This is a genomic window from Burkholderia ubonensis subsp. mesacidophila (assembly GCF_002097715.1).
GTDB classification, from domain to species: Bacteria; Pseudomonadota; Gammaproteobacteria; order Burkholderiales; family Burkholderiaceae; genus Burkholderia; species Burkholderia mesacidophila.
Window position 1 is genome coordinate 1,696,194 of the sequence record NZ_CP020737.1, and the last position, 25,887, is coordinate 1,722,080.

Genomic DNA, 25,887 nt, shown 5'->3' on the forward strand with positions numbered 1-25,887 from the left:
ATGACAACGAAACCGTCGACCGCGGGCGGCACCATTGCCACCCGTGCGTGGCGCGGCGCGGCGCCGTGGCTCGTGCCGCTCGCGCTCCTGATCGTCTGGGAAGCTGGCGCGCGCATCGGCTGGCTGTCGACCCGCGTGCTGCCGGAGCCGGTCGCCGTCGTGCGCGCTGCGTGGTCGCTCGTCGTGTCCGGCGAGCTGTGGGCGAACGTGAAGGTCAGCACCTGGCGCGCGCTGCTCGGCTTCGCGCTCGGCGGCGGCGTCGGCCTCGCGCTGGGGCTCGCGACCGGCCTGTCGAAAGCCGCCGAGATCGCGCTCGATTCGACGATCCAGATGATCCGCAACATCCCCGCGCTCGCGATGATCCCGCTCGTGATCCTGTGGTTCGGCATCGACGAGACGGCGAAGCTGTTCCTCGTTGCGCTCGGCGTGTTCTTCCCGGTCTACATCAACACGTATCACGGGATCCGCTCGGTCGACGCGAACCTGATCGAGATGGCGAAAAGCTACGGCGTGCGCGGCTTCGCGCTCTATCGCGACGTGATCCTGCCCGGCGCGCTGCCGTCGATCCTCGTCGGCGTGCGCTTCGCGCTCGGGCTGATGTGGGTGATGCTGATCGTCGCGGAAACGATTTCCGCGCAGTCGGGCATCGGCTACATGACGATGAACGCGCGCGAATTCCTGCAGACCGATGTGGTGGTGGTCGGCATCCTGCTGTACGCGGTGCTCGGCAAGCTGGCCGACGTGCTCGCGAAGTGGCTCGAGCGCGCGACGCTGCGCTGGCACCCCGCTTATCAACCCGGAGCACAGTCATGAATGCGACGACTTCGGCGGCCGGATTCGGGCCGCTCGCCGCCGCGGACCTCGAGGCGGAATTCACGCAGGCGCGCATCGCGGACGGTGACGCCCGCGACGCCGTGATGCTCGAGCGCGACAGCGGCGCATCGGTCGTGCCGCTCGCGCGGCGCCATCGGGGCGCCGCCGCCGGCCCCGCGGCGGACGATGTGGTCACGCTGAGCGGTGTCGGCAAGCGTTTCGGCGCGCGCACCGTCCTCGACGACGTCGATCTCGGCATCGCGCGCGGCAGCTTCGTCGCGATCGTCGGCCGCAGCGGCTGCGGCAAGTCGACGCTGCTGCGGCTCGTCGCGGGTCTGGAGCAGCCGAGCACCGGCGTGCTGACGGCGCGCGGCGAAGGCGGCGGCGTGCTCGACACGCGGATCATGTATCAGGACGCGCGCCTGCTGCCGTGGAAGACCGTGCTGCAGAACGTGATGCTCGGACTCGGGCGCGGCGCCCGCGACGACGCGCGCGCGGTGCTCGACGAAGTGGGCCTGCTCGAGCGCGCCGATGACTGGCCCGCGCAGCTGTCGGGCGGTCAGCGGCAGCGCGTCGCGCTCGCGCGAGCGCTCGTGCATCGGCCGCAACTGCTGCTGCTCGACGAGCCGCTCGGCGCGCTCGATGCGCTGACCCGCATCGAGATGCATGCGCTGATCGAGCGCCTGTGGCGCGAGCACCGGTTTACCGCGCTGCTCGTCACGCACGACGTGCAGGAAGCCGTCGCGCTCGGCGACCGGATCCTACTGATCGAACAAGGGCGTGTCGCGCTCGACCAGCCGGTGCCGCTCGACCGGCCGCGCGAGCGCGCGTCGGCCGCGTTCGCGACGCTCGAGGATCGCGTGCTGCGGCGCGTGCTTGCGGGCGCGACCGCGCCACCTGCCCGCGACGCGCAGGGCGTCCGGCCGGCTGCGCGGATTCGCTGGGCCGTCTAACCGGGGCGGCGCCGTCCGCCCGCCATGAGACTTTTTCTTCGGAGCGATCAACCGATGAGCATTACAGCAATCAACGTGCGCAACCAGTTCAAAGGCAAGGTGAAGGAGATCATTCGCGGGCCCGTGGTGTCCGAGGTCGACGTCGAAACGCCGTTCGGCATCGTCACGTCGGTGATCACGACCCGCTCGGTCGACGAACTCGAACTGAAGGTCGGCGCCGAAGTCGTCGCGCTCGTGAAGTCCACCGAGGTGTCGATCGCGCGGCTTTGAGCGGGGCTGTCGGCGTGGACGCCGTCGGCGGGCGCTACCGCTCGTCGCGGCGTCTTGCGCTGCTCGCTGCGTGATTGCATCGGTGTTCGCCGTCCGGGCGAAGTGCTAGGATGGAACGACACCGACGCGGAGGCAGCGCATGATTCCCATCCTTTCTCCCGAAGCCATCGAGGCGCTGAAATGGATCGACCAGTTCGGCGACAGCCGGCCGGTGCCGGCAACATTCAGCGACATCGTTTACGTGCTGCTGAACGAAGGGCTGATCTATCAGGCGGCCGCCGACCGGGTCGATCTCACCGCCGACGGCAAGGCCATCTTGTCTGATGAATATGACTGAGCGGCCCGCGCGGGGCCGCGAGCGTCGACGGAGCGCGCGATGGAACTGAGAGGCAGTGATCTCGGCGACTACGGCGAGCCGTACCGCGGCTTCGAGATCGAAGTGAAGACCGAGCAGGTCTGGGACGGCGAGCACGTGCACTATCGCGTGCTGCAAGGCGACGCGGTGCGGATCGACTGGCGGCTCGTGAAGGTCGACGGGCTGCTGCTGACCGAGCGCCGGGTGATCGAACGCGTGCTGGACGAGGCGCGGCGCGCGGTCGATACGGAGCTGGCCGGCGATGCGGGCGCATAGCGCCGGGCAGGCAGGGCGCCGGTTGCGGTAAAATGGCGGGTTGCTTCCGCGCCGCTCGTTGCCCGAATTCCATGCCCGTTTCGTCTTCGCTTCCTCCTCGCCGCGTTTCCGTGGCGCCTATGCTCGACTGGACCGATCGTCATTGCCGGTCGTTCCACCGTACGCTCACGCGCCATACGTGGCTCTATACGGAAATGATCACGACTGGCGCGCTGCTGTTCGGCGACGCGCAGCGCCACCTCGCGTTCACGCCGAGCGAATCGCCGGTCGCGCTGCAGCTCGGCGGCAGCGAGCGGGACGATCTCGCGCGCGCCGCGAAGCTCGGCGAGCAATGGGGCTATGACGAAATCAACCTGAACTGCGGGTGCCCGTCGGAACGCGTGCAGCGCGGCGCGTTCGGCGCGTGCCTGATGAACGAGCCGCAGCTCGTCGCGGATTGCGTGAAGGCGATGCGCGATGCCGTGTCGGTGCCGGTGACCGTCAAGCACCGGATCGGCGTCGATGCGGTCGAGGAATATGAATTCGTGCGGGATTTCGTCGGCACGGTTGCCGAAGCGGGCTGCGAGGTGTTCGTCGTGCATGCGCGCAACGCGATCCTGAAAGGGCTGTCGCCGAAGGAAAATCGCGAGATTCCGCCGCTCAAGTACGACTATGCATATCGGCTGAAGCGTGACTTCCCGTCGCTGGAGATCGTGATCAACGGCGGTATCAAGACGCTCGACGAGGTTGCGCAGCATCTCGAGCACGTCGACGGCGTGATGCTCGGCCGCGAGGCGTATCACAATCCTTATGTGCTGGCGGGCGTCGATGCGCGGTTCTATGGCGCGAGCGACGCAGCGCCGACGCGCGAGGAAGCGGAGGCGCGGTTGATCGAATACTGCGCGGCGGAGCTGAAGCGCGGCACCTACCTCGGCGCGGTCGTGCGCCATGCGCTCGGGCTGTATCGCGGCGTTGCGGGGGCGCGCGGCTGGCGGCGCGTGCTGTCGGACAACAAGCAGCTCGCACGCGGCGATCTGGCCGTGTTCGACGAGGCGCGTGCGCATCTTTTCGCTGCCGAAGAAATTTTTGAAAAAAACGCTTGGCAAGATTAAAGAGACCCCATATAATCTCATTTCTCTGCTGCTGATCACCAAGCGGCGCAGCGAAGAGGCAAGCAGTATCAGTGGTGGCTGTAGCTCAGTTGGTAGAGTCCAGGATTGTGATTCCTGTCGTCGTGGGTTCGAGTCCCATCAGCCACCCCAGAATTCTCAAGCAAAACAGGCACTTCGGTGCCTGTTTTGCTTTCCGTGATGTGAATTTCGGAACGGGAACTCGAATTTCGGAATTCACTCTGTCGCGCTCGTGGCCTTTACCTTCCGTCTATCGTAGTGCCGATGCGTTGTGCTCGGGTTCGAGTGCGCCGCGAAATCGTATGCATCGGCTGATCGATTCTCGAGCTTCGTCGTAATCGCCGCGGGGCGAATGTCCTGCAGCGAGAAGTAGTCGGCGTGCTTCGTGAGCATCAGCTCCATCCCGCCTTTGACCGGCCGATTGATTCGGTTCGCGATGCGCTGCGCCGCCTCGCGCATCTTCTTGACCTCGAATTCCTTCGCGATCTCTGCGTCGTACTCGCCGATGAAGGCGTACATCGCGTCCTGCCACACCGATGCCCATCCGCTCTTCGAGTACATCAGCCCCTTCCGGTTCGGGAAGAGGAACAGACTCTCGACCTTCCGGCCGCGTTTCGCGCGCTCGACGACGGCGCGCAGCCGTGGCGACCAGTGTCGGAGCTTGACGGTTTGCGCCTCACCTTTCTTTCGCTTTGAACCGATGACGCGCACGCCGGCGTCCGTCAGTCCGGACATGTCGTGCGGGCGCACCTCGGCAGCGCGGAACCCAGTGAGGTAGCAGAACATCGCGGCGACACCCATCGTGCGGTATGCCTGGTCCTGACGCAGCGCCCAGAGGTCGAAGCGCAGGACCTGGTGGTGCTCGATCGCGCGGACGTCGCGATCCGCCTTGTTCTGCCTCGTCCCACCGAACGGATTCGCCTTGATAAGCCCCCATCGGATCCAGTAATTGCACATCGTCGACATCAGCGCCATGTCCTTGTTGGCGCCGATCGGCGCGCTGGTCTTCGCGCGCGCGTCGAGGAACTGGTAGCCGTGGATGGTTGCGAGTCGCTGCGGCGCTATGTGCCCGAAGAATCGGGGCAGGCGATCGTAGGCGGAATCGCGCACGGTCTTTTGCCATCGCTCGACGGATCGCGGAAATGGTTAGCGCCGACCTCATCACGGAACCGCTCGATTGCCTGGCCGACCGAGTCGGCGATGATCGTGCCTTTCTGAATGTCGATCACGCGTCGCTTTGCCGTGCGCCGCGCTCGCGAGAGTTTCGGAGTGACCGTCCGGGTACTTGTACGAGAACGATATCTTCCGCGCGCCGGTGTGCGGGTAGAGGCGAAACGCTTCGGTCATGGGGCGACCGTATGTGTTGTCGATCGGCACGATGGAGATTCGGAAGAATCACATTCTCCTCAACTACGCGTGACGGTTTCTTACGCAACATATCGGCGAATCGTGTCCGATGTGATCATAGTCGATCGGGAGGGGCTGACTGGAGATGTTGAATACCTGCTTAAACACGATCCGCTAGCGAAGGATCTCGCTGAGATCCATCATGGCGTCGAAAACGATGAGCTGACGTCTCTGATCGACAACTGTCTGTTCGCTGCGTTCCCTGCGATTTACGAAAGATGGGGCTTGCCGGCGTGCGAGATTTTCCATTACGGAAAGGTCTGCGCCACATCCAATACAGCGAGACTTCCGGAAATCATTCCGTTCGAAGAGCTTCGGTTCGATCCCTACGAACCCAGACAAGCATTCGAGGTCATGAGGTCGCTTATCGAGAGTCCTGAGCGATTGCATGATTTTGCAATCTCGGATTTCGGTGAAGTTCAAGCAACAAACATGGGGGCAGTGTTTCGATGACCTCCATGAGATCACAATTAAGTGATTGTCCACGGCCCCAGATCGGTGGCTCAGTTCTGTTCGCCGAGTTGGATGTTCGCCTGCGATCCGGCCGGGTTGAACAGTCGGTCCGGCGATGCCATCGCTGCCAGACACATGTCATGCGATACAGAGTGGCCTCGGATCCGATGCCGAGGTCCCACCCGAATCAAAGTTACGTTCAACCGTTGATGCTGGCCAGGAAGCGATCGTACTCGTCGCCGTCTTGGTATTGATCCGCGGTGTAGTTTGAAAATTCTACGTCGCGTCTTTGAATTGCCTGCGGAGCGATGTCGAGGAGCGCCTTTCGATAGAAGTTGGCAAATGGTTCGAATGCGCAAAGCAATTTGTTGGAGACGAATGCGACTGGTCGCAAGTTGGTCTCGCCGTCAAAGAAGCGAACGACACCAGTGATGATGCCTGGCCATTGAGGATTGAGAATATCGTCAATGGAAATAATCCCGTGTGGCGCCAGCGTCGCCACCGCGAGATGTAAGTCGTTGAGCAAAACGTCTAGGGTATGGCCTCCGTCGATCGAGAAGAATCTCACTTTGTCGCCGTGGCTGAGAATGTCTTCCGGTCTGACTTCGAGCGATGATCGCTGAATAACTGCGATGTCTGCATTCGGGCAGTAACGCTTCGCGTTATCGAGGAAGGCTTGTTGCGTCAGGTCGTGAATTCCAGATGAGCCAACCTCGTCGTACCCGACGAGATCAGCATTTTTCGATTGATCGTCGAATACGTCGATGGCAATTGCCTTCTCTCCATCGAGGAGTGTTGTCGCAAGTCCGGTCAGGTACTTGCCGTGGTAGACGCCAATCTCCACGATGTTGCCGCGGTACCCATGTTCGGCTTGTATCTGTGCAAGACCTGCAGACATGAAAGCCGTACCGGGCGAAAGCCAGCCGGAAATCGAATCGAGATCTCGAAGCCACCGGACCAGGTTTGGCTCTGCCTTGATCTTGGACGATGAAAGGGCATCTGACCTTCCGAAATTGTCCATCGTTCGCTTGCGTGCAATGGACGTTGCTCGCTTCGAGAATTCTTCAGAACCCACAATTCCCACAACAAGCTCGTCAGTGCTGCTGCACGAGTCAAGCCATGACGAGATGGCACCATCACTCTCGGGCTGCCGGCCAAGAAGGAGTGAATAGGCAGATATAACGTCGTCGCGCGTAATCATGTAGTTGCTCAAACGAGTCGATAGCGATAGGGCGGACATTGTAGCAAGGTGCACCGCATAGACGAGATCGCTTGGCTCATATACCGCCTTCGGGCGGCTTTTTCATAACGGGGGCTCGATGAAGGACGAAGTCGTTGCGAGCGCGATGAAGGCTATGCCGGCGGTGGGCTGCAATTTCTGGTTTTGACTCACGAGCCACGACATCAACCGGTACACCGCGCTGACGACGCTCGGTTACATCGGGCTGCAAGCGTACTGCCTGATCAAGTACAGGGGAAGAGGGCGTTGCTCGATGGCTAATGTACCGAGGAAGACGCTTGTGGGTGTTGTGGGGGCTGCCGCTGCGGACCTTGATGTTTCTGTGGTCCCGAAGTTCTAGGGACTCGTGCTCGTCGCGCCGCCAGATGCATGCGACCGGAAATCGCTTGTGCAATAGCTTCGCGATGGGGCGAGTGCTGCTAGAGCCGGACGTGACCATGGCGGTGGTGTGGTCGTCGGCTTTGGTGCGCGCCCACGCCTGCCCGATGAACGACATACTGGCTCAGGGAGTGTCGCCAACTGAACTCGCGCGGCGTATGGAGATGCGGCCGCAGAAGGTCGCGCGAGTCATGAACCAGGCTCACTCGACGGAAATCGGCACGATCGCCGATGCGCTCGCGGTCCTTGGCAAGCTGCTGGAGACTTCTGCCTCTTGGTCGCTGGTAAGCCGCGAAAACTGTAGTGTTCTCGCAAATGACCGATACCGCTTAAGTGCGTGACTCTCTCCGGTGGAGGAGCGGTGCGCCGAAAGAAAATGAAGCCCGCCTTTGAGCGGGCTTTCTGTTTGCATCGGCGGACGCGTTCGCTTACAATCTTGGTCGCGGGGTGGAGCAGTCTGGCAGCTCGTCGGGCTCATAACCCGAAGGTCATAGGTTCAAATCCTATCCCCGCAACCAACATCGAAGCCCGCTATGCGAAAGCAAGCGGGCTTTTTGCATTGAGCGCATCCTCGAATCTCGAATGTACCGAGACCCGATATCCGATCAAGGCGATGGCCATCCAGCCGTCACGCCTGAACGTCACGCATCGCCGATCCGATTACCGGCGTTACTCGCCCGACTTCCCCCAAGACTCCGGATCGAACCCCTGCTGATCATCGGCGGGAGGCAGGTCGAGAACGAGTTTGACGGCGCTCGTGTTGGTCTTGAGCGAAAACACCCGGCCAATGACAAGAAACGTCTGATTCAAATTCTCGAGTTCGACGAAATCGCCCGGTTGCGGAAGATGTGCACCCTGGTCGTAGGAAAAGCTGGTGCTGGTTTGATCGCCGACTGCTTCCGCCGCGTGTTCGGTGAATTCGATGGTGATGTGCGTGGTCATGCGAAACCTGTCGTGTGTGGGTTGAAGTGGTCAGAGGCCTCAATTCTCGCATAGCGAAGGTTCGCCTCGTTGGCGTGCCGACCAGATGAACGTCGTGACGCGAAGCGCCGAAGAATCCTGGGACGATGCAACGCTTCCCGATGCATCCAACGACCTGTAACGCTGCGAACCGGCCGCATCTGTGTCTTCATTCGGATCGACGGCACATCTAAACTCCGCGGCGTCTGGATTTACCCTCGTGCCTGAGCGTGCTGTCCAGACACCGCGAGTCTCTCCGCGGGTTGTTGACGTCCCCGTGGACTCAGACGCCACGGGGACCTTTTTCGCTATGCATCCGCAACCGACCGGATTCCGGCCATGCGAACTGTGATGGTTCGACGCAAGCGAAAATGTGCGTCCGGCTGCCATCCCCGGGCCAGTAAACTTCAACGCGTCTGACCTTACCCGAATGCTTCAAGACCCTCGGTCGGACACCGTGTCTCTCAACGGTTTTTCACATCCCCACGGTTTCAAGGCCCGTGGGGATTTTTTTCGCGCGAATGCGAAGACGGGCGGTGCTTCGGCAGCCGCTTCGCTCACGTGCCCTCGACCAGCACCGCGCGATAGCGTCCACCCTTGAAGCGATGCTGGACGACCGCCTGGTATTCGGGGCCGTCGTACCATGCGTGCGCCGCCGCCTTCGACGGAAACTCGACGATCACGACGCCTTCCGGGCCTTCGCCCTCGAGCGTCTCCTGATCGCCGTACGCAGCGAGCACCTTCAGCGGATGGCCGGCGAGCGTTGCGCCGACCTTGCTCTGGTAGATGTCGAGTTCTTGCTGGTCCTGCGTGCTTTCAAGGGTGAAGACGATATAGGTCGCCAAAATTACACTCCTTATGCGGTTCGGAAATGGCCCGACGATCCCGGGCCGTCGGATTGGCTGCTGTTGCGCGACGCGCAACGCGAGCGCGGCATCGATCGTACACCGCAGCCGAAGTTGTCGCTCGCGCCCCGCGCGACCGGCCCTTAGTGCGACAGATAACGCACCTTCCGCTGCCACTTTCCGTTGACCAGGCGCTCGTCGGTGATCGCCATCCTGCCGTCGCCGCGCATTCCGTCCTCGCTATGCCGTTCCACCGGGACTGGCCGATTCCGTTCGACGCGATAGACGGTCGTCTCGTGACAGCAGCATCCGCTCTTGCCGAGCGTACGGAGTCGCTTGTGCCTGGCGTCGACGTCGAAGAAACCGAGCGACGACCGCGTCAGCTCGCTCAGCACATCGTTGGGGATGAACTTGCCGCTTTTCGGATCGAACACGTAGACGTCGTAACTCGGCCCGCCATAGTTGCCCTCGTTGCAGGTCTGGACGTCGAAATCGTCGTGACCGTCGAAGTTGAAGTCGCCGACGTTGATGACTCCCTGATCGTCGTAAGGCCGGGCGGAATTGGCGAGCGGCTTGCCGGATGCCATCAGCGTCGCGAAGATGATCGGCATGTCGATCGTCTGCCGCGCCTTTCCGGTAGACGGATATTTGTCCGGGCGTATGGCAGGTCTCGCTCTCCGTGTCCTTCGGCGTCAGGCAATCGGCGTACATCCGCACGTTGAAGTCGAACTGCGTGGAGACATCGTCGAGCCGGAACCGGCTGCCGCCCCCGTTTTTCACGGCTTCGGGGAAATCCGGCAAGTCCTGCAGTTCGTCGATCCGCTGTCGATAGGCGTTTTTCAGTGCGCGTACGTCGATACGCGCGTTGGTCGGCTGCAGCGATTTCAGGCACGCATGCGGCGTCGTGCGCACGCCGTATTGCGTTTCGCCTTCGGTCAGGCCGTGCGGCCCCCCGTCCGTCTCTCTCCGGACGCGGTGGGGCGATGAAGCACGCGCTTCGCTCGCCCTCGACGCCGGCCGGAAATATGGCGCCGACCGGACCGGTGCGGGCAGGCGAAACCGTCGGCGGATCGCATCGCCACCGCACCCAAAAAAATTTTCGGCCCGGTCTGTCGATTCCGTGCCTGCTCGCCCGTCGTAAGGTCGGAGGCGTGCGCATCGCGCGCCGCGTTCCGTTTTCCGATCCGACAACCGACTCAAGGAGCCCGCTCATGTCCACGTCCGTCAAACCGATCCCGGAAGGGATGCGCACGCTTACGCCGCACCTGATCTGCGCCGGCGCCGCCGATGCGATCGAGTTCTACAAGCAGGCGTTCAACGCCGTCGAGCGGGTGCGCCTGCCGGCCCCGAACGGCAAGCTGATTCACGCCTGCCTGACCATCGGCGATTCGTCGCTGATGCTCGTCGACGAAATGCCCGAGCACGGCGCGCTCGGACCGAAGGCATTGAAAGGAACGGCCGTCTGCCTGCATCTGTTCGTGCCGGACGTCGATGCGGCGATCGCGCAGGCCGCGGCGGCCGGCGCGAAGGTCACGATGCCGCCGGCCGACATGTTCTGGGGCGACCGCTATGGCCAGGTCGAGGATCCGTTCGGGCATCGCTGGTCGCTCGCGACGCATCAGCGCGACCTGACGCCGGAGCAGATCCGCGACGCAATGGCCAGCGCGCCCGGATGCGGAGGCTGAGCGGTTTCGGCCAGCCGGGCATGCGCGCGCCGCGGCCGGTGCGCATCGCGGCGCGCGCGCCGGCAGGTCGTGCGGGGTGCGCGACGTGCGCCGGTCAGGCGCGCGCCGCCTTGCCGCGCTGCTTGTCTTCGTACATGTGGCGGTCCGCCGACGCGAGCAGGTCGGATACCGTGTGGTGGCGCGCGGGATCGTACTCGACACGGCCGGTGCTGAACCGGATCGCATAGCCGCGCGCGTCCGCGTCGTTGCGTGCCGCCAGCGCGCGCGACACGCGCCTGACGGCTTCGTCGGCGTCGGCTGCGTCAGTCGCGCTCAGCAGGACGACGAATTCGTCGCCGCCGAGGCGCGCGATCACGTCGCTGTCGCGCAGCGTTCCCGTCAGCGTGTCCGCGAATGCCTTGAGCGCGCGGTCGCCTTCGGCGTGGCCGAAGCGGTCGTTGATCGACTTGAACTCGTTCAGGTCGAAGAACAGCAGCGCCGCGTGCCGGTCGAGCCGCGCGCACAGCGTCAGCACGTGCCGGGCGAGCGTCTCGAAGCCGCGCCGGTTGGTCAGTTGCGTGAGCTCATCGGTGGTCGCGAGATGCAGCGCGGCGATCTCGCGTTCGGTCATGTGGGCGAGGTCCTCGAGCAGCGACAGTTCGTCGGGGGCGAGCGAGCGGGGCTGGGTGTCGATCAGGCACAGCGTGCCGATCCGTGCGCCGTTCGGCGCGCGCAACGGTTGACCAGCATAGAAGCGGATGCCCGGCGTGCCGGTGACGAGCGGGTTGTCGTGAAAGCGCTCGTCGAGACGGGCATCGGGGATCACCAGCGCGTCGCGCGCGAGCAGCGCGTGCGCGCAGAACGACACGTCGCGAGGCGTTTCGGCGGCGTCGAGGCCGATGCGGCTCTTGAACCACTGGCGGTTTTCGTCGACGAGACTGACGAGTGCGATCGGTACGTCGAACAGTCGTCGCGCGAGGCGGGTGACACGGTCGAAACGTTCTTCCGGCGCTGTGTCGAGGATGTCGAGCGAATGCAGCGTGGCGAGGCGAGCCGCTTCGTCGGGCGGTTTGGGTGCGATTTGCATGGGCCTTGTCCCGTGTCCCGGCGACGAAGACCGGGTGTCGGTTGTGTGCCGGTCAGGGGTACGATGCGGCCCGGAGCGGCCGGTGCCGTCGCGCGCCCGCCGGTTTCATGCGGGAGAGTATCGCGCATTCCGCGGCGCGCCGCCAAGGCGCGGCGCACTGTGCTGCACGGCGATGTCCCGCGTGTGCGCGTCGCCGCCCGCCTAAAGTCGTTCGTTGCAGTGCCGTAAACAGAGCGAAGTTATTGTTCAAGAAAACGCAATATGGTCCGCTTCCTGTACGCCGGGTATCTCGCTTTTGCGCTCTACATCATCTATCCGATGGTCCAGAACTACCTCGCTGCCGACGAGGCGTGCCTTCGCGGTGCATCGTCGATGAGCGTTGCCGCCGCGGCCACGCCTGCGGCCAGCGACGCGCATGCGCGCAGGAGCAACTGCGCGCTGGAGGCGCGGGTCAGCGTCGTGGCCGGGCGATCGGGCGAGATCCGTTGACCGCATCGGCGCGGCGCGTCGTTGGCCGTTCGGCAGGGTTGAGCAACGTTCGCCAGTCGCCGATCATCGATCCGTGCCGTGCATGTCGACGCGCGGCGCCGCGTCGACGGTGGACGCGTGCGTCACGCGCCGGCGCCGTCAGTATGCGGAGCGATACGGCGTGGCCTGGTCGAAGCGGCTTTGCCAGTGCGCGAGATAGCGTGACGCCAGTTGCGGGTTGTTCCACACGACGATGACGTTCTCGGAATTGCGTGACGCCGCCGACGCGCTGTAGTTGAACGATCCGGTCTCGACGTGTTCGGCGTCGATCACGAGGTACTTGTCGTGATGGATCGCGTACACATCGATCGTGCGCGTCGGGATGCCCGCGTTGACGAGCAGGTTCAGCGCCTGCTTGCTGCTTTTCGCGCGATTGCCCTTGTCGTCGACGACGACCGCCACGTTGACGCCGCGTCGCTTCGCGGCGAGCAGTGCACGCGTGACGGGAGGCGACGTGAACGAGTAGGCCGCGACCCGGATCGAGCTGCGTGCGGCGCCGATCGCCTTCAGCACGAGCGCTTCGGCGCCGGCGTCGGGCGAGAACGCCGATTCGACGACCTGGCTGGCCGGCGCCTCGTGCGTTGGAGCCGGCAACAGGCGCGACACGAAATCGATCGCCTGTTGCAGCAGCGACTCGGTCTGCGTTTTTCCGAATGCCGCGTACGGCATGACGAGCAAGGAAGAGGCAACGCAAACGGCGGCAAGGCGATTTCGCGACAACATCGTGGACAACGGAGGATTTTGAGACAAAGGGCGGTGAGTGTAACGCAGACGCGCGGTCGCGGCCACGTCTGTGTCCGTGCGGATTGCGTGCGATCGTGCGCAAGCAGGTGCGTGCCGGCGTGTGCGAGTGCGGCGTGGCGGTGCGGTACGTGCGGCCGGTGCGTCGGCGTGCGTCGCGAGTCAGTGCGACCGGTTTGCGCCGAAGCAGACCGGCACGTCGCATGCCAGCGCAACCGCGTGCGAGGCGGCAGCCGATTGCATGCCTGCAAGCGGCGCGTGGCGCACGGGCTTGCCGCCGCCGGCGCGGCGCATCATTCGCCGGACGCTTCCGTTGTGTGCGGCGGCGCCACCCAACCGGGGCCGGCTTCGGGCTGCACGTCGCGCGGGTCGAGCGGCTCGCCGCAGGCCGAGCACACCGGAACCGCATGCATCAGATGACCGCAGGTGCGGTGGCGCAACTGCAGCGGCGGCCCGTTGCCGTCGTCCTTCCAGCGGTCGCCCCAGGCCATCAGCGCGAGCAGCGCAGGGTACAGGTCGCGGCCTTTCTCGGTCAGCCGGTATTCGAAGCGCGGCGGACGCTCCTGGTACGCGCGCTTGACGAGCACGCCGTCGTCGACGAGGCGCGCGAGACGCTCGGCGAGTACGTGGCGGGTCAGTCCGAGCTGGGCCTGGAACGCATCGAAGCGGCGGCAGCCGAGGAAGGCGTTGCGCAGGATCAGCATGGTCCAGCGGTCGCCGAGCACGGCGAGCGTGCGGGCGACCGAACAGTTCAGCGTGCCGATGTCATCCCATTTCATCGTCGAGTCTCGTCAGTCGGTTCAGCGAATTGGCGGGTTCGATTATAGAACTGCCCCTCGGAAGGATCGGGCGGTACCCGCGTTGACAGCCAGGTTCACGCGATGAATAATCGGTTCCAATTTGGAACTTACTCGCGCGGCGACGCGCTTTCAATCAGGAGACGAACTGATGAACCCGCTTTCGATGTCCGGTATCGAGCTGTTGCGTGCCGCTGTGACGGGCGACGTGCCGCTCGCGTCGATTTCCGAGACCATGCCGATGCGGCCGCTCGAGGTCGAGCTCGGCTACATCAAGATGGCGGCGCGCGCGGACGGTCGGCACCTGAACCCCCTCGGCGGCGTGCACGGCGGCTTCGCGGCGACGGTGCTCGATTCGGTCACCGGCTGCGCGGTGCATTCGATGCTCGACGCGGGCGTCGGCTACGGAACCGTCGACCTGCACGTGAAGATGCTGCGGCCGGTGCCGCGCGACGTCGACCTGATCGCGGAAGGCCGCGTGATTCACCTGTCGCGCTCGCTCGGCGTCGCCGAAGGCACGCTGAAGACGCCGGATGACAAGATCGTCGCGCACGCGTCGGCGACCTGCTTCATTCAGCGCCCGTAGTGACGCCGAAGCCGAAGCGGCAACCGAAACCCGCCGCCGCAGGCCGGTTGTAAGCCGCCGGGCGGCCCTTCTGAAGGGAGCATTTCATTGTGATAGCGTTCCTGCTTTCCACCGACGTGACAGGAACAGCATGGAATACCGCACACTTGGCGATTCGGGCATCGAAGTCAGCCTGATCGGTCTCGGCACGATGACGTGGGGCGAGCAGAACACGGAGCGCGACGCGCACGCGCAGCTCGACTACGCGATTGGGCAGGGCGTCACGCTGGTCGACGCCGCGGAAATGTATCCGGTGCCGCCGAAACCTGAAACGCAGGGGCGCACCGAGCAGTACATCGGCACGTGGCTCGCGCAGCATCGCGCGCTGCGCGACAGGATCGTGCTCGCGACGAAGATCGCCGGCCCGGCCCGGCAGCCGCACAATCCGCGTCATATCCGCGGCGAGGGCAACCAGTTCGACCGCAAGAACCTGACCGAGGCGCTCGACGGCAGCCTCAAGCGCCTGCAGACGGATTACGTCGATCTCTACCAGCTCCACTGGCCGGACCGCAGCACGACGACGTTTGGCCGTCCCGCGTATCCGTGGATCGACGACGCCTATACGGTGCCGATCGAGGAGACGCTCGCGGTGCTCGCGGATTTCGTGAAGGCGGGCAAGGTGCGCGCGATCGGCGTGTCGAACGAGACGCCGTGGGGCGTCGCGCAATTCCTGCGCGCGGCCGAGAAGCTCGGGCTGCCGCGCATCGCCAGCATCCAGAACCCGTACAGCCTGCTGAACCGGACCTTCGAGAACGGCCTGTCGGAATTCACGCATCGCGAAGGCGTCGGCCTGCTCGCGTATTCGCCGCTCGCGTTCGGCTGGCTGTCCGGCAAATACGAGAACGGCGCCCGCCCAGCCGGCGCGCGCATCACGCTGTTCGAGCGCTTCCAGCGCTACAGCAAGCCGCAGGCGGTCGAGGCGACGTCGCGCTATGTCGCGCTCGCGAAGCGGCACGGCTTGTCGCCGGCGCAGCTCGCGCTGGCGTTCGTCAACAGCCGACCGTTCCTGACCAGCAACCTTATCGGTGCGACATCGCTCGAGCAGCTGAAGGAGAACATCGGCAGCGTCGACGTCAAGCTGTCCGACGAGATTCTCGCGGAGATCGACGCGCTGCACGAACGGCAGCCGAACCCCGCGCCGTAAACGACGGACGGCCCGCGCGGCATGCGTCGCCGCGGGAGCCGTGAACGCGTGGAGGGTATGCCGGTCAGCGCATCCGCAGGCGCGTGCGCGCGACGAACAGCGCCGCGAGGCTCAGCAACGCGCAGCCCATCAGGTAGAGCGCCGGCGACAGGCGGTTGCCGGTCGCGCTGATGAGCCACGTGATCACGAACGGCGCGAAGCCGCCGAACAGCGTGACACCCGTGTTGTAGCTGACCGCGAGCCCGGTCGCGCGCGTCTGCGCCGGGAACAGTTCCGCCATCAACGCGGGTAGCGCGCCGCAGTACATCGCCTTCAGCACGCCGATCCAGATCAGCGCGGCGAGCATCGTCGCGAACGACGCATGGCGCGTGAGCCACGCGAACGTCGGCCAGACCGTGACGAGCATCAGCAGCGCCGCGGCCGTCATCACGCGGATCCGCCCGGCGCGATCGGACCAGTGGCCGACGAGCGGCGTGAAGAGCGTGAGGATGAAGCCGGTGGCGAGCGTCGCCGCGAAGCCGGTCGACGCGGTCAGGCCGAGCTGCTTGATCGCGTAGGTCGGCATGTACAGCACCATGTAGTTCACCGCGGTCGAGATCACGAGCACGCCGATCGCGAGCAGGACGCGCATCTTCTGGCCGGCGAACAGCTCGCGCACGGGCGCCTCCGAACGTGCTTGCGTCGTGAACTCGACGCCTTCGTCGACGTAGCGGCGGATGTATAGCCCGACCGGCCCGATCGCGAGCCCGAACAGGAACGGCACGCGCCAGCCCCAGCTCTCGAGCTGCGCGGGCGTCAGCGTGCTCGTCAGCAGCGCGCCGAAACCCGATGCGAGCAGCGTCGCGAGACCCTGGCTCGCGAACTGCCAGCTCGACATGAAGCCGCGCCGCTGCGGCGCGTGTTCGACGAGGAACGCGGTCGAACTCGCGAATTCGCCGCCTGCGGAGAAGCCCTGCATCAGCCTTGACAACATGATCCCGAGCGGCGCGAGAAGGCCGATCGACGCGTAGGTCGGCATCGTCGCGATCAGCAGCGTGCCTCCCATCATCATCGCGATCGACAGCAGCAGCGACGCCTTGCGCCCGGCGCGGTCCGCGTACGCGCCGAGCACGAAGCCGCCGATCGGTCGGATCAGGTACGACAGCCCGAACGTGCCGAGCGTGAGCAGCAGCGACGTTGCCTCGCTCGTCGCGGGGAAGAACAGCTTCGCGATCGTCACCGCGAAGAAGCCGTAGACGATCAGGTCGAACCATTCGAGCGCGTTGCCGATCGACGCCGCAAGGATGATGCGGCGCATTTTCGCGGCGCCGGGATGAACGGCTTCCTGCGTGGCGAGGGTGGTGGTGTTCATCGTGTGAGCGTGTCCGTTGAAGGGTTGGACGACAGGCGAGGCGTTGCGGCTTCGCGGCGGCGGCGCGTCAAACGCCGGCGCCGGCGATATCGGGCGTGTGGCGGCGAACGGGCGGGGCGGCGTCGCCGAGATCCCAGAACAGCCCGGCCATCATCTGGAGTCCTTCACGCACGACGCTGCCCAGCAGGTGCTCGTCAGGCGCATGCTGCGCGCATGCCGGATACGAGTGCGGCACCCATAGCGTCGGCAGGCCGAGCGTGTCGGCAAACACTTCGTTCGGCAACGTGCCGCCGAGGTTCGGCAGGATCGCCGGCTTCTTGCCGGTCGTGCGCGCGAGCGACGCGACCGCCCAGCGTACCCACGGATCGTCGGGCGGCAGGCGCGTCGCGGGCGCGCCGCGCTCGACGTCGACCTCGACGTCGGCGAAGCCGTGCGCGTCGAGGTGCGCGCGCAGGTGCGCGTGCAGCGCTTTCCAGTCGGTGCCGATGACGAAGCGCAGCTGGCAGTGCGCATACGCGGCAGGCGGGATCGCGTTGACCGGATGCTCGGGGTTGCCGGCCTTGAACGCGAGGATCTCGAGCGTATTCCAGCCGAACACGCGTTCGGCGGGGCTGAGGCCCGGTTCGCCCCAGTTGGCGTCGAGCGCCGGATCGCCGGGGCCGCCGCCAACGGCGAGATCGGCGAGCGCGTCGCGCACCGCGGCGGGGATCGGCGGCGGGCGCAGGCCGTCGACGCGGATCGCGCCGCGCGCATCGACGAGGCTCGCGAGCGCATGCGCGAGCACGATCGCCGGATTGCGCAGCAGCCCGCCCCAGTTGCCCGAATGATGCGCGCCGTCGCGGGCGCGCAGGCTCAACGTGAAGTTGACCGCGCCGCGCGAGCCGAGGAAGACCGTCGGTCGCTCGGCGGCGATGCGCGGCCCGTCGGACGCGATCAGCACGTCGGCGGCGAGCGCGGCGCGTTCGCGGCGGCACAGCGCGTCGAGGCCGGGCGAGCCGGTTTCCTCGCCCATCTCGATCAGCAGCTTGGCATTGAAGCCGAGCCGGCCGCCGCGCGCGGCCAGCACGCTCGCGAGTGCGGCGAGGTTGATCGAATGCTGGCCCTTGTTGTCGGCGCTGCCGCGGCCGTACCAGCGGTCGCCGTCGACGGTTAGCGACCACGGCGACAGCGGCGCGCGCCATTGCGCGTCGTAGCCGCGCACGACGTCGCCGTGGCCGTAGATCAGCACGGTCGGCAGCGCGTCGTCCTCGTGTCGCGACGCGAGCAGGAACGGCCCGCCGCCGTCGACGGGGTTGTCGGCGATGCGGGTGGCGAAGCCTAGGCGTTCGGCCTCGGGCGCGATCTCGTCGGTCAGGTACGTGCGCAGCGCGGCGGCGGAGCCGCTTTCCTGGCTTTCGGTGCGCAGCCCGATGCGGCGGCTCAGGGTGGCGAGGAACGCGCCGGATTCGAACTGGTTCAGCGCGTGCTGGATGGCGGCGGTACGGCTCAAGGCGGGTCTCCTCTGGTCCGATGCAAAGCGGTCGGGCGGCGGGTCGCGCGCAGGTGACCCGAAGTGCGATCGATTCTAGGAAGCCGTTTTTTTTGTCACAATCATCGAATTTCGAACCTTTCTTTGCCGAAAAGGCAAGGCAGAACGGCCGGCAACGGCCTCGGGAGACCGAACGATGGCGGCGTTCCTGCATGGCCTCGCGCTGCGGTATTTCGTCGAAGTGGCGCGCACCGGCTCGCTCAGCGACGCCGCCGCGCGGCTGCACGTCGCCGTGTCCGCGGTCAGCCGGCAGATCGCGAAGCTCGAGAGCGAGCTGGGCGCGCCGCTGTTCGAGCGCCGTCCGCGCGGGATGGCGCTGTCGGAGGCGGGCGAGCGGCTCCTGAGCTTCGCGCAGCGCAGCCTGCTCGAGGCGGAACACGTGATGAAGGAGATCGGCGGCCTCGACGCGCTGCACGGCAGCCTGCTGAAGATTGCGTGCACGGAAGGCTTCGCGATCGATTTCCTGCCGGGCGTGCTTGCGAGCTTCAAGGCGCGTCACCCGGGCGTCGACTTCTCTCTGTGGGTCGTGTCGCCGGCCGATGCGACACGGCGCGTGCGCGACGGCGATGCGGATCTCGCGCTGACGTTCAGCCTCGCGCCGGAGAAGGGCGTGCGCGTCGAGCACACCGAACGGGCGCCGATCTACGCGCTGGTGCGACGCGACCACCCGCTCGCGGCGCGCGAAGCGGTGTCGCTTGCCGACGTCGCGCGCCATCCGCACGTGCTGCCCGAGGCGGGCACCACCGTGCGCCAGCTGATCGACATCGCGTGCGCGCTCGACGGGCTGCTGCTCGAGCCCGAGCTGACGAGCAACAACACGGCGGTGATGTACCGCTACGCGCAACATACGGGCGCGGTGATGTTCGCCGGCCTGCTGTCGGTGCGCGACCGCTGCGACGCGGACGGCTTCGTCGTCATCCCGCTGACGGATCCTCAACTGGGCGAGCGGAGCATCCAGATCCAGACGATGGCGGGGCGCGACCTGCCGGCGTCGGTGCGCGCGTTTCGCGATCATCTGGTCGACGCGATCACGGCGACGCGCGCCGCGCCGTCCCCGGTGCGACGCCCGCGAAGCCGCCGCGTGAGATAATCCCTCGATCCACCTATCCGCACCGCTGCGGCCCCCCATGCCGGGGCCGGGCCGCTTGACGCCAAATTGAAGAACCTGATTGTCACCCTCGATCGCGCCGGCGAGTTCGACGAGATCATCGACGTGCGCACGCCGCTCGAGTTTGCCGAGGACCACATCCCCGGCGCGCTCAACGCGCCCGTGCTCAGCAACGAGGAGCGCGTGCTCGTCGGCACGATGTACCGCCAGGTGTCGCCGTACGAGGCGACGCGCGTCGGCGCGGCGATGGTCGCGCGCAACATCGCACGCCACCTCGATACGACCTTCGCCGACCGGCCGCGCAACTGGCGTCCGCTGATCTACTGCTGGCGCGGCGGCAAGCGTTCGGGGTCGATGACCGCCTGGTTCAACCTGATCGGCTGGCAGGCGCGCCAGCTCGACGGCGGCTACAAGGCGTATCGTCGCTCGGTGTGCGCGACGCTCGACACGCTGCCGACCCGGTTCCGCTACATCGCGCTCGTCGGCCACACCGGCTGCGGCAAGACGCGCCTGCTGCAGGCGCTGCGCGGCGTGGGCGCGCAGACGCTCGACCTCGAGGCGCTTGCGTGCCATCGCGGCTCGCTGCTCGGCGCGCTGCCGGGCGTGCCGCAGCCGTCGCAGAAGGCGTTCGACTCGCGGCTCGTCGGGGCGCTGGAGCGCTTCGATCCGGCCTGGCCGGTGTTCGTTGAATCGGAAAGCCGCAAGATCGGGCTCGTGCAGCTGCCGCTCGCGCTGCTGCAGGCGTTTCACGCGGGGCCGTGGGTGCAGGTCGACGCGGCGCGCGACGAGCGCATCGCGTTCCTGCTCGACGATTACGCCCATCTGTTCGACGAGCCGGACGCGTTCAAGGCGCAGCTGCGGCGGCTGATCGGCCTGCACAGCCGCGACGACGTCGACCGCTGGGGCGGGCTGATCGATGCGCAGGCGCGCGCCGAATTGTTTGGCGAACTGATCGACCGGCATTACGATCCGGCCTATGCGCGGACCTTCCGCGAGCATTTCGGCAAGCCGAGCCGCGCGCTGACGTTCCATTTCCGGCCGAATGCGGCCGATGCGAGCGAACAGGCGAACGCGCTGCTCGCGCAGCTCGCCCAGGCCGGGTTGCCGGCGACGGCCGCCGGCATCGCCTCCACGACATAACTTCAGACCAGAACATGACAACCACACGCACTCAACCGAATCCGGCGCTCGGCTGGATGACTTTCCTGCTGATCGCGGTCGCGGGCCTGTTCTACGTGAAATGGTTTCCGTACTACAACAAGGCCTTCCTGGCGGCCGAGCATCATTCGATCGGCCAGTCGATCCTGATGGGCGCGGCGTCGGCGCCGCCCGAACCGTCGCTGAAGGCTGCGCTCGACTACGCGTGGGCATATGGCAAGGCGATCTGGCAGGCGATGGTGCTCGGCCTGCTGCTCGGCTCGGCGGTGCAGGCGCTGCTGCCCGCGCACTGGGTCGCGCGCGTGCTCGGCAGGACGGGCTTCGGCAGCGTCGCCGCGGGCGGCCTGCTGTCGCTGCCTGGCATGATGTGCACCTGCTGCGCGGCGCCCGTCGTCGCGGGCCTGCGCGAGCGGCACGCGTCGCCGGGCGGCGCGGTCGCGTTCTGGCTCGGCAACACGGTGCTGAACCCGGCCGCGCTGGTGTTCATGGGCTTCGTGCTCGGCTGGCACTGGAGCGCGCTGCGGCTCGTGCTCGGCATCGCGATGGTGTTCGGGATCGGCTATCTGCTGAACCGGATCGCGCGCCCGGAGGACCGCAGCATCGACGACACGCGGCTCGCTGCGCTGGTGGCCGAACAGGCCGCGGCGGGCAACGCGTTCGCGCGCTGGATGAAGATCCTTGCGCGGATGACCACGCGGCTCGTGCCCGAATACCTCGTGCTCGTGCTGCTGCTCGGCGCCGCGCGTGCATGGCTGTTCCCGCATATCAGCCCGGACATCGGCAACCATCTCGGCTGGATCGTCGCGTTCGCGGTCGCGGGCGCGCTGTTCGTGATTCCGACGGCAGGCGAGGTGCCGATCATCCAGGCGATGCTGTCGCTCGGCATGGGCGTCGGCCCGGCCGCCGCGCTGCTGATGACGCTGCCGCCGATCAGCGTGCCATCGCTCGCGATGCTCGCGCGCTCGTTCCGGCCGGCCACGCTCGCGATCGTCACGGCGCTCGTCGTCGCGTTCGGCATCGCGAGCGGGCTGCTCGCGATCGCGCTGGGGTTCTGACGGCGCGCCACGCGGGAGCGCCTGGCCAGGGCGCACCGCAGGCCGCGCGGGGGCGAACGCGTCGTCCGGGATTGCGCGCGCCGGCCCGTATCGTCATCCTATTCATCCGGCGCCGCCGCTTCGCGCGGGCGGCGCCATTCACAAGACGCAATCAGGAAATCGCATGACCCAACCCAAGATTCATCCTCGACTCGAAAAGGCGCTGACGCGCGGCGATCTCGCGATTCGCCAGGCCAATTCGGCGCGCGCGACCGCCGTGCTGTCGGCGCTCGGCGCGATGATCGTCGAGGCGTCCGCGACGATCGGCGTCGAGGCCAGCGTCGACATTCCGCAGGGCGAGCGCATCTACGATCCGATGAATGGCCTGTGGCCGCAGAAGATGCTCGTGTCGTTCGACGGTCCCGTCGAGGATGCGGAGCCGGAAGAGCTGCGCTCGGTCTATCTGGTGGCCGACGATCCGGGCACGCAGTTCCGGGTCGAATGGCATCGCGCGGACGGCAAGCTCGGGCGTCACGAGGGCGGCCCGCTCGCGACCGTCGCGTTCCTGACCGACGTCGAGATTCCGTGGAGCGACGAAGACGAGTGACGTCAGTCGCCGTCGCGCACGACGTGCAAGCGCCGTTGCAGCGGGGCCGGACGCGCCCCGTGCGTGCGCGACGTCGCGCGGTCAGCGCATCATCCGCCGCCGGAACAGCCGCGCGGACAGCAGGAAGCTGCCGAGCGCATAGGCGGCCAGCACTGCGACGTGCAGGCCGACGTGTGACGCGGGCCGGCCGAGCATCGCGGGCCGGATCAGTTCGACCGCGTGCGCGAGCGGCAGCGCATGCGCCGCGTGCTGCGCAATCTCCGGCAACTGCGTGAGCGGGAAGAACACGCCGGACAGCAGCAGCATCGGCGTCAGCACGAGCGTCTGATAAAACATGAAGAAATCGTATGACGGCGCGAGCGCGGTGACGACCATCGCGGCGCTCGCGAACGCCAGGCCGGCGAGCGCGATCACCGGCAGCGCGGCGAGCATCGACGGAAAGCTCGCATAGCCGAGCAGGCCTGCGACGATCATGATCGCGGAACCCGACAGCATCGCCTTGCTGGCCGCCCAGACGATCTCGCCGAGCACGATGTCGCCGAGCACGAGCGGCGTGTGCATGATCGCCTCCCAGGTGCGCTGCACGTGCATCCGCGAGAAGCCCGAATACATCGACTCGAAGCTCGCGGACATCATCACGCTCGATCCGACCGTGCCCGCCGCGAGGAACGCGATGTACGACACGCCGTCGACGTGGCCGACCATCAGCCCCAGCCCGAAACCGAGCCCGAACAGGTAGATCATCGGATCCGCGAGATTGCCGATCATCGACGCGACCGCGAGCTTGCGCCACACGAGGTAGTTGCGGCGCCACACGGCGACCCAGTTGGTCGCGTTTGCGGGCATCGCGATCGCAAAGCGCGATTCGCGCGGCGGCGCGGGCGTGGCGGAGGCGGAATAGTTGCGTACGTCCATGAGCGGTCAGTCCTGCATCTCGCGGCCGGTCAGCCGCAGGAACACGTCTTCCAGATTGGCGGGGCGATGCAGATAGCGCAATCCGGCGCGGCCCTTGAGCCGCGCATTGAGCGGATCGGGGTCGCTCACGTAGCAGAACAGCGTCTCGCCGCTGATCTCGGTGCGCTCCGCGAAGGCTGCCAGCTCGTCGCGCAGCGCGGCCGGGTCGGCGCCGTAGATCTCGATCACGTCGCAGCCGATTTCCGATTCGATCAGCGCATGCGGCGCGCCTTCGGCGATCTTGCGGCCTTCCTCGATCACGCACAGGCGGTCGCACAGGCGCTCGGCCTCTTCCATGAAATGCGTGGTGATCAGGATCGTCTTGCCGTGCGCGAGCAGCGAACGCAGCCGCTCCCACATCAGGTGCCGCGCCTGCGGGTCGAGGCCGGTCGTCGGCTCGTCGAGCACCAGCACGTCGGGGTCGTTGACGAGCGCGCGCGCGAGCGTCAGCCGCCGCTTCATGCCGCCCGACAGCTCGCTGACCTTCGCGTCCGCCTTGTTCTCGAGCTTCGCGAACGCGAGCAGCGACGGCACCAGCGCGCGGGCGTCGTGCGCCGACACGCCGAAATAGCGGCTGAACACCAGCAAATTCTCGCGAACCGTGAAATCCGGGTCGAGATTGTCGAACTGCGGAACGACACCGACCCGCTGTCGCGCACGGCGCGCGCGCGATGGAACCGGTTCGCCGCACAGCGAGATCGCCCCGGCGTCCGGATACGTGACGCCGAGCAGCATCTTCAGCGTCGTGGTCTTGCCGGCGCCGTTCGGCCCGAGCAGGCCGTAGCATTCGCCGGCGTGGACGCGAAAGGACAGGCTGTTGACGACGAGCTTGTCACCGTAGCGTTTTTCGACGTTCTGGAACTCGATCGGTGCGACGGACATGGGCAATGTTGTCGTTGGATGCAGCGTGGCGGACGCGTCCGGCGACCGTGCGCACCGAAGCCGGCGCGCGAACCGAGGCGCCGGTTGACGGTCACACGGGCATGACGGGAAAGCGCGATGTCGGTGTGCGGCCCGCGCGTGACGCGAACGGGCGGCACGATCGGGCCATTCTAGTGCATTGCCTGCACGTCTTCAGGGCGAGCGCGCACGGCGCGATGCCTGCGCCTCCCGATCATGCACCGCATCATCGCGTATCGGCCCCACGGGGCGAATCAGCGTTTTCCATCCCTTGCGTCCCGATTTGCGGCGCACCATGATGAATGCGTAGGGTTCGTTGTGTTGAATGGGAGGACTCATGGCTAGCTACAACAAGATTCTGCTGTGTTACGACGGCACGCTCGAGGGACGCAAGGCATTGCGTTGCGGCGCCAATCTCGCGCTGGACCTCCAGGCCGAGACGCACCTGCTGTCCGTCGTCGACATGCGTTCGAGCATTGCGCAAAGCGCCGGGTTGTTGACCGATGTCGCGTGCGGCCGCTTCGAGGAAACGGCGCGCGAAATCCTGCAGGAAGGCGTGGACTGGTTGCGCGAACGCGGATTGCAGGCGGAAGGGCATTTTGCGTTCGGCTACCCGATCGACGAGATCGCCAACCTCGCCGCGGAGCTGAAGGTCGACCTGATCGTGGTCGGGCACCGCTGCCGCAGCGGGCTGTCGAGATGGTGGATGGGCTCGGGCAATACGCAACTGCTCGATCGCGTGAACTGCAGCATCCTGGTTGCGTGCTCGTCCGCGGAAGAGCAGAAGGCCGAAATCGCTCGCGAACGCGAGGCGGCTGCGACCACCGCAAGATGACGGTCTTGTCGTCCGACCGGCGCCGGCTTGTGCTGTGCGTCGGCCGTCCGTCGGTCGCGCGCGGTGCCGGCATGCTGCCGGTTCAGCCGTGCAGGTCGATTGCGGACAGCCTCCACGAAAACAGCCCGATGCGATGGAACATCGCCGCGTAGCGCGTCCCATCCGCGCTGCGCTGGTACGTCACGACGAATTCATCGATGTTCCGATAGCCGGCGCTCGTTTGCTGCTGCCTCGGCGCGCTGGCCTGCGTCGAAGCGGCTGATGCCGGTGCGGGCGGCGCGATGGGCGCGCTGCCGGCGGCCGCGGTTGGCCCGTTCGCCGGCGCGGCGCTGCCAGCCAATTGGGCGTGCGGCTGTGCCGACCACTCGGGCGGCCGCTCGCCCGGGTTGCCCTGCGGCGGCAATCCGCTCATCAGCGCCGCGACGCCTTCCGGGGTTGCGTAGGCGTCGACCAGCGGTCCGATCAACGCTGAACCAATCAACGCACCGATCACGGCGAACGGATTGCTCTGCCGTTTGGCGTCGATCCGGCGCATCAACTCGTCGGTGACCTGCTGCTTCAGACTGATGCGCAGCGACGGGAAATCCACATACTCGCTGACCGCCTGCGCATCGCGCGCATCGATCGCCGACTTCAGGCGGCCGAGCGCGACGTAGGGTGACGCATACGCATAGCCGATCGCCGCGATGACGACGGCGGCCAGCCCGACGATCAACAGGGGTTTGAGCCGCCTGGGGCGGCCCGGTGCGTGATTCACGATGCCTCCG

Annotated in this window: 32 protein-coding genes and 2 tRNA genes; 20 read left to right on the forward strand and 14 right to left on the reverse strand. The window is 66.2% G+C overall.

Annotated features, from left to right (window positions below):
* From ssuC to B7P44_RS08110, 7 genes are all read left to right on the forward strand, one after another.
* Positions 1-813, forward strand: coding sequence for an aliphatic sulfonate ABC transporter permease SsuC (gene ssuC / locus B7P44_RS08080; RefSeq protein WP_084902640.1), 813 nt, complete (start codon positions 1-3; stop codon positions 811-813).
* The gene (locus B7P44_RS08085) at positions 810-1,766 is read left to right on the forward strand and encodes an ATP-binding cassette domain-containing protein (protein WP_084902643.1); all 957 of its coding nucleotides are present in this window, start codon (positions 810-812) and stop codon (positions 1,764-1,766) included. The genes ssuC and B7P44_RS08085 overlap by 4 nt, the downstream gene beginning before the upstream one ends.
* 54 nt (positions 1,767-1,820) lie before the next feature.
* Entirely contained in the window at positions 1,821-2,036 is a 216-nt protein-coding gene (locus tag B7P44_RS08090; RefSeq protein WP_006400187.1) for a TOBE domain-containing protein, read from the forward strand.
* Positions 2,037-2,175: 139 nt separating this feature from the next.
* Positions 2,176-2,373 (forward strand): hypothetical protein, encoded by a 198-nt coding sequence (locus tag B7P44_RS08095; protein WP_084902646.1) that lies wholly within the window; start codon positions 2,176-2,178, stop codon positions 2,371-2,373.
* Positions 2,374-2,412: 39 nt separating this feature from the next.
* The gene (locus B7P44_RS08100) at positions 2,413-2,667 is read left to right on the forward strand and encodes a hypothetical protein (protein WP_084902648.1); all 255 of its coding nucleotides are present in this window, start codon (positions 2,413-2,415) and stop codon (positions 2,665-2,667) included.
* A gap of 71 nt (positions 2,668-2,738) precedes the next feature.
* A complete protein-coding gene (dusA, locus tag B7P44_RS08105; RefSeq protein WP_088511425.1) occupies positions 2,739-3,758 on the forward strand; it encodes a tRNA dihydrouridine(20/20a) synthase DusA in 1,020 nt (339 codons plus the stop codon).
* 74 nt (positions 3,759-3,832) lie between these two features.
* Positions 3,833-3,908 (forward strand) — tRNA-His (locus tag B7P44_RS08110).
* Positions 3,909-3,992: 84 nt separating this feature from the next.
* On the opposite strand, the gene B7P44_RS08115 is transcribed toward B7P44_RS08110, so the two are convergent.
* Together B7P44_RS08115 and B7P44_RS36200 are read right to left on the reverse strand one after the other, a co-directional pair.
* Positions 3,993-4,751, reverse strand: a complete 759-nt coding sequence (locus B7P44_RS08115) for a site-specific integrase (RefSeq protein ID WP_133118108.1) — start codon at positions 4,749-4,751, stop codon at positions 3,993-3,995.
* An 86-nt stretch (positions 4,752-4,837) separates the two neighbouring features.
* Entirely contained in the window at positions 4,838-5,005 is a 168-nt protein-coding gene (locus B7P44_RS36200) for a hypothetical protein (RefSeq protein WP_157721050.1), read from the reverse strand.
* Between B7P44_RS36200 and B7P44_RS36205 the strand changes: the two genes are divergently transcribed.
* A complete protein-coding gene (locus B7P44_RS36205) occupies positions 4,995-5,636 on the forward strand; it encodes a glycosyltransferase (protein ID WP_133118109.1) in 642 nt (213 codons plus the stop codon). The genes B7P44_RS36200 and B7P44_RS36205 overlap by 11 nt on opposite strands.
* A gap of 199 nt (positions 5,637-5,835) precedes the next feature.
* Here the strand turns inward: B7P44_RS36205 and B7P44_RS08125 are convergent, their stop codons facing one another.
* Positions 5,836-6,837, reverse strand: a complete 1,002-nt coding sequence (locus B7P44_RS08125) for a class I SAM-dependent methyltransferase (RefSeq protein ID WP_157721051.1) — start codon at positions 6,835-6,837, stop codon at positions 5,836-5,838.
* A gap of 425 nt (positions 6,838-7,262) precedes the next feature.
* Here B7P44_RS08125 and B7P44_RS08135 point away from each other — a divergent pair, with 425 nt between their 5' ends.
* The gene (locus B7P44_RS08135) at positions 7,263-7,595 is read left to right on the forward strand and encodes a hypothetical protein (protein ID WP_133118110.1); all 333 of its coding nucleotides are present in this window, start codon (positions 7,263-7,265) and stop codon (positions 7,593-7,595) included.
* Between the two features lie 100 nt (positions 7,596-7,695).
* Positions 7,696-7,772 (forward strand) — tRNA-Met (locus B7P44_RS08140).
* Positions 7,773-7,923: 151 nt separating this feature from the next.
* On the opposite strand, the gene B7P44_RS08145 is transcribed toward B7P44_RS08140, so the two are convergent.
* From B7P44_RS08145 to B7P44_RS08155, 3 genes are all read right to left on the reverse strand, one after another.
* A complete protein-coding gene (locus tag B7P44_RS08145) occupies positions 7,924-8,196 on the reverse strand; it encodes a hypothetical protein (RefSeq protein WP_084902660.1) in 273 nt (90 codons plus the stop codon).
* Between the two features lie 575 nt (positions 8,197-8,771).
* A complete protein-coding gene (locus tag B7P44_RS08150; RefSeq protein WP_084902662.1) occupies positions 8,772-9,059 on the reverse strand; it encodes a DUF1330 domain-containing protein in 288 nt (95 codons plus the stop codon).
* Positions 9,060-9,202: 143 nt separating this feature from the next.
* The gene (locus B7P44_RS08155) at positions 9,203-9,646 is read right to left on the reverse strand and encodes an XAC2610-related protein (protein ID WP_133118111.1); all 444 of its coding nucleotides are present in this window, start codon (positions 9,644-9,646) and stop codon (positions 9,203-9,205) included.
* Here B7P44_RS08155 and B7P44_RS08160 point away from each other — a divergent pair.
* Together B7P44_RS08160 and B7P44_RS08165 are read left to right on the forward strand one after the other, a co-directional pair.
* On the forward strand, positions 9,633-10,046 hold the full coding sequence (locus B7P44_RS08160) for a hypothetical protein (RefSeq protein WP_133118112.1): 414 nt from the start codon (positions 9,633-9,635) through the stop codon (positions 10,044-10,046). The two genes, B7P44_RS08155 and B7P44_RS08160, sit on opposite strands and share 14 nt — an antisense overlap.
* Before the next feature lie 224 nt (positions 10,047-10,270).
* On the forward strand, positions 10,271-10,744 hold the full coding sequence (locus B7P44_RS08165; protein ID WP_084902669.1) for a VOC family protein: 474 nt from the start codon (positions 10,271-10,273) through the stop codon (positions 10,742-10,744).
* Between the two features lie 94 nt (positions 10,745-10,838).
* On the opposite strand, the gene B7P44_RS08170 is transcribed toward B7P44_RS08165, so the two are convergent.
* Positions 10,839-11,810: a GGDEF domain-containing protein gene (locus B7P44_RS08170; RefSeq protein ID WP_084902671.1), complete on the reverse strand. Its 972-nt coding sequence runs from the start codon at positions 11,808-11,810 to the stop codon at positions 10,839-10,841.
* 261 nt (positions 11,811-12,071) lie between these two features.
* Here B7P44_RS08170 and B7P44_RS08175 point away from each other — a divergent pair, with 261 nt between their 5' ends.
* Complete coding sequence (locus B7P44_RS08175; RefSeq protein ID WP_084902674.1) at positions 12,072-12,299, forward strand: hypothetical protein; 228 nt, start codon at positions 12,072-12,074, stop codon at positions 12,297-12,299.
* Between the two features lie 138 nt (positions 12,300-12,437).
* Here the strand turns inward: B7P44_RS08175 and B7P44_RS08180 are convergent, their stop codons facing one another.
* Entirely contained in the window at positions 12,438-13,061 is a 624-nt protein-coding gene (locus B7P44_RS08180; RefSeq protein ID WP_321970435.1) for a phospholipase D family nuclease, read from the reverse strand.
* 311 nt (positions 13,062-13,372) lie between these two features.
* On the reverse strand, positions 13,373-13,858 hold the full coding sequence (locus tag B7P44_RS08185; RefSeq protein WP_084902679.1) for a winged helix-turn-helix transcriptional regulator: 486 nt from the start codon (positions 13,856-13,858) through the stop codon (positions 13,373-13,375).
* A 169-nt stretch (positions 13,859-14,027) separates the two neighbouring features.
* Between B7P44_RS08185 and B7P44_RS08190 the strand changes: the two genes are divergently transcribed.
* Both B7P44_RS08190 and B7P44_RS08195 read left to right on the forward strand, forming a co-directional pair.
* Complete coding sequence (locus B7P44_RS08190; RefSeq protein ID WP_084902680.1) at positions 14,028-14,462, forward strand: PaaI family thioesterase; 435 nt, start codon at positions 14,028-14,030, stop codon at positions 14,460-14,462.
* 130 nt (positions 14,463-14,592) lie between these two features.
* On the forward strand, positions 14,593-15,645 hold the full coding sequence (locus B7P44_RS08195; RefSeq protein ID WP_084902682.1) for an NADP(H)-dependent aldo-keto reductase: 1,053 nt from the start codon (positions 14,593-14,595) through the stop codon (positions 15,643-15,645).
* Between the two features lie 64 nt (positions 15,646-15,709).
* Here B7P44_RS08195 and B7P44_RS08200 read toward each other — a convergent pair whose 3' ends face one another.
* The gene (locus tag B7P44_RS08200; RefSeq protein WP_084902684.1) at positions 15,710-16,996 is read right to left on the reverse strand and encodes an MFS transporter; all 1,287 of its coding nucleotides are present in this window, start codon (positions 16,994-16,996) and stop codon (positions 15,710-15,712) included.
* A 67-nt stretch (positions 16,997-17,063) separates the two neighbouring features.
* A complete protein-coding gene (locus tag B7P44_RS08205) occupies positions 17,064-18,485 on the reverse strand; it encodes a M20 family metallopeptidase (protein ID WP_084902686.1) in 1,422 nt (473 codons plus the stop codon).
* Positions 18,486-18,660: 175 nt separating this feature from the next.
* Between B7P44_RS08205 and B7P44_RS08210 the strand changes: the two genes are divergently transcribed.
* The 4 genes from B7P44_RS08210 (at position 18,661) to B7P44_RS08225 (ending at position 22,431) form a co-directional block, all read left to right on the forward strand.
* Positions 18,661-19,614 carry a LysR family transcriptional regulator gene (locus B7P44_RS08210; RefSeq protein WP_084902689.1) on the forward strand — a complete coding sequence of 318 codons (954 nt, stop codon included), beginning with the start codon at positions 18,661-18,663 and terminating at the stop codon, positions 19,612-19,614.
* A gap of 66 nt (positions 19,615-19,680) precedes the next feature.
* Positions 19,681-20,772, forward strand: a complete 1,092-nt coding sequence (mnmH, locus tag B7P44_RS08215) for a tRNA 2-selenouridine(34) synthase MnmH (protein ID WP_084902691.1) — start codon at positions 19,681-19,683, stop codon at positions 20,770-20,772.
* A gap of 14 nt (positions 20,773-20,786) precedes the next feature.
* On the forward strand, positions 20,787-21,845 hold the full coding sequence (locus B7P44_RS08220) for a permease (protein ID WP_084902694.1): 1,059 nt from the start codon (positions 20,787-20,789) through the stop codon (positions 21,843-21,845).
* Positions 21,846-22,008: 163 nt separating this feature from the next.
* Complete coding sequence (locus B7P44_RS08225) at positions 22,009-22,431, forward strand: hypothetical protein (RefSeq protein WP_084902698.1); 423 nt, start codon at positions 22,009-22,011, stop codon at positions 22,429-22,431.
* A gap of 81 nt (positions 22,432-22,512) precedes the next feature.
* Here B7P44_RS08225 and B7P44_RS08230 read toward each other — a convergent pair whose 3' ends face one another.
* Together B7P44_RS08230 and nodI are read right to left on the reverse strand one after the other, a co-directional pair.
* A complete protein-coding gene (locus B7P44_RS08230; protein WP_084902700.1) occupies positions 22,513-23,346 on the reverse strand; it encodes an ABC transporter permease in 834 nt (277 codons plus the stop codon).
* Positions 23,347-23,352: 6 nt separating this feature from the next.
* Positions 23,353-24,267 (reverse strand): nodulation factor ABC transporter ATP-binding protein NodI, encoded by a 915-nt coding sequence (nodI, locus tag B7P44_RS08235; protein ID WP_084902702.1) that lies wholly within the window; start codon positions 24,265-24,267, stop codon positions 23,353-23,355.
* A gap of 355 nt (positions 24,268-24,622) precedes the next feature.
* On the opposite strand from nodI, the gene B7P44_RS08240 reads away from it, so the two are divergent.
* Positions 24,623-25,120 carry a universal stress protein gene (locus tag B7P44_RS08240; RefSeq protein WP_084902705.1) on the forward strand — a complete coding sequence of 166 codons (498 nt, stop codon included), beginning with the start codon at positions 24,623-24,625 and terminating at the stop codon, positions 25,118-25,120.
* A gap of 82 nt (positions 25,121-25,202) precedes the next feature.
* On the opposite strand, the gene B7P44_RS08245 is transcribed toward B7P44_RS08240, so the two are convergent.
* A complete protein-coding gene (locus B7P44_RS08245; protein WP_231716672.1) occupies positions 25,203-25,877 on the reverse strand; it encodes a DUF2939 domain-containing protein in 675 nt (224 codons plus the stop codon).
* Positions 25,878-25,887 lie beyond the last annotated feature (10 nt).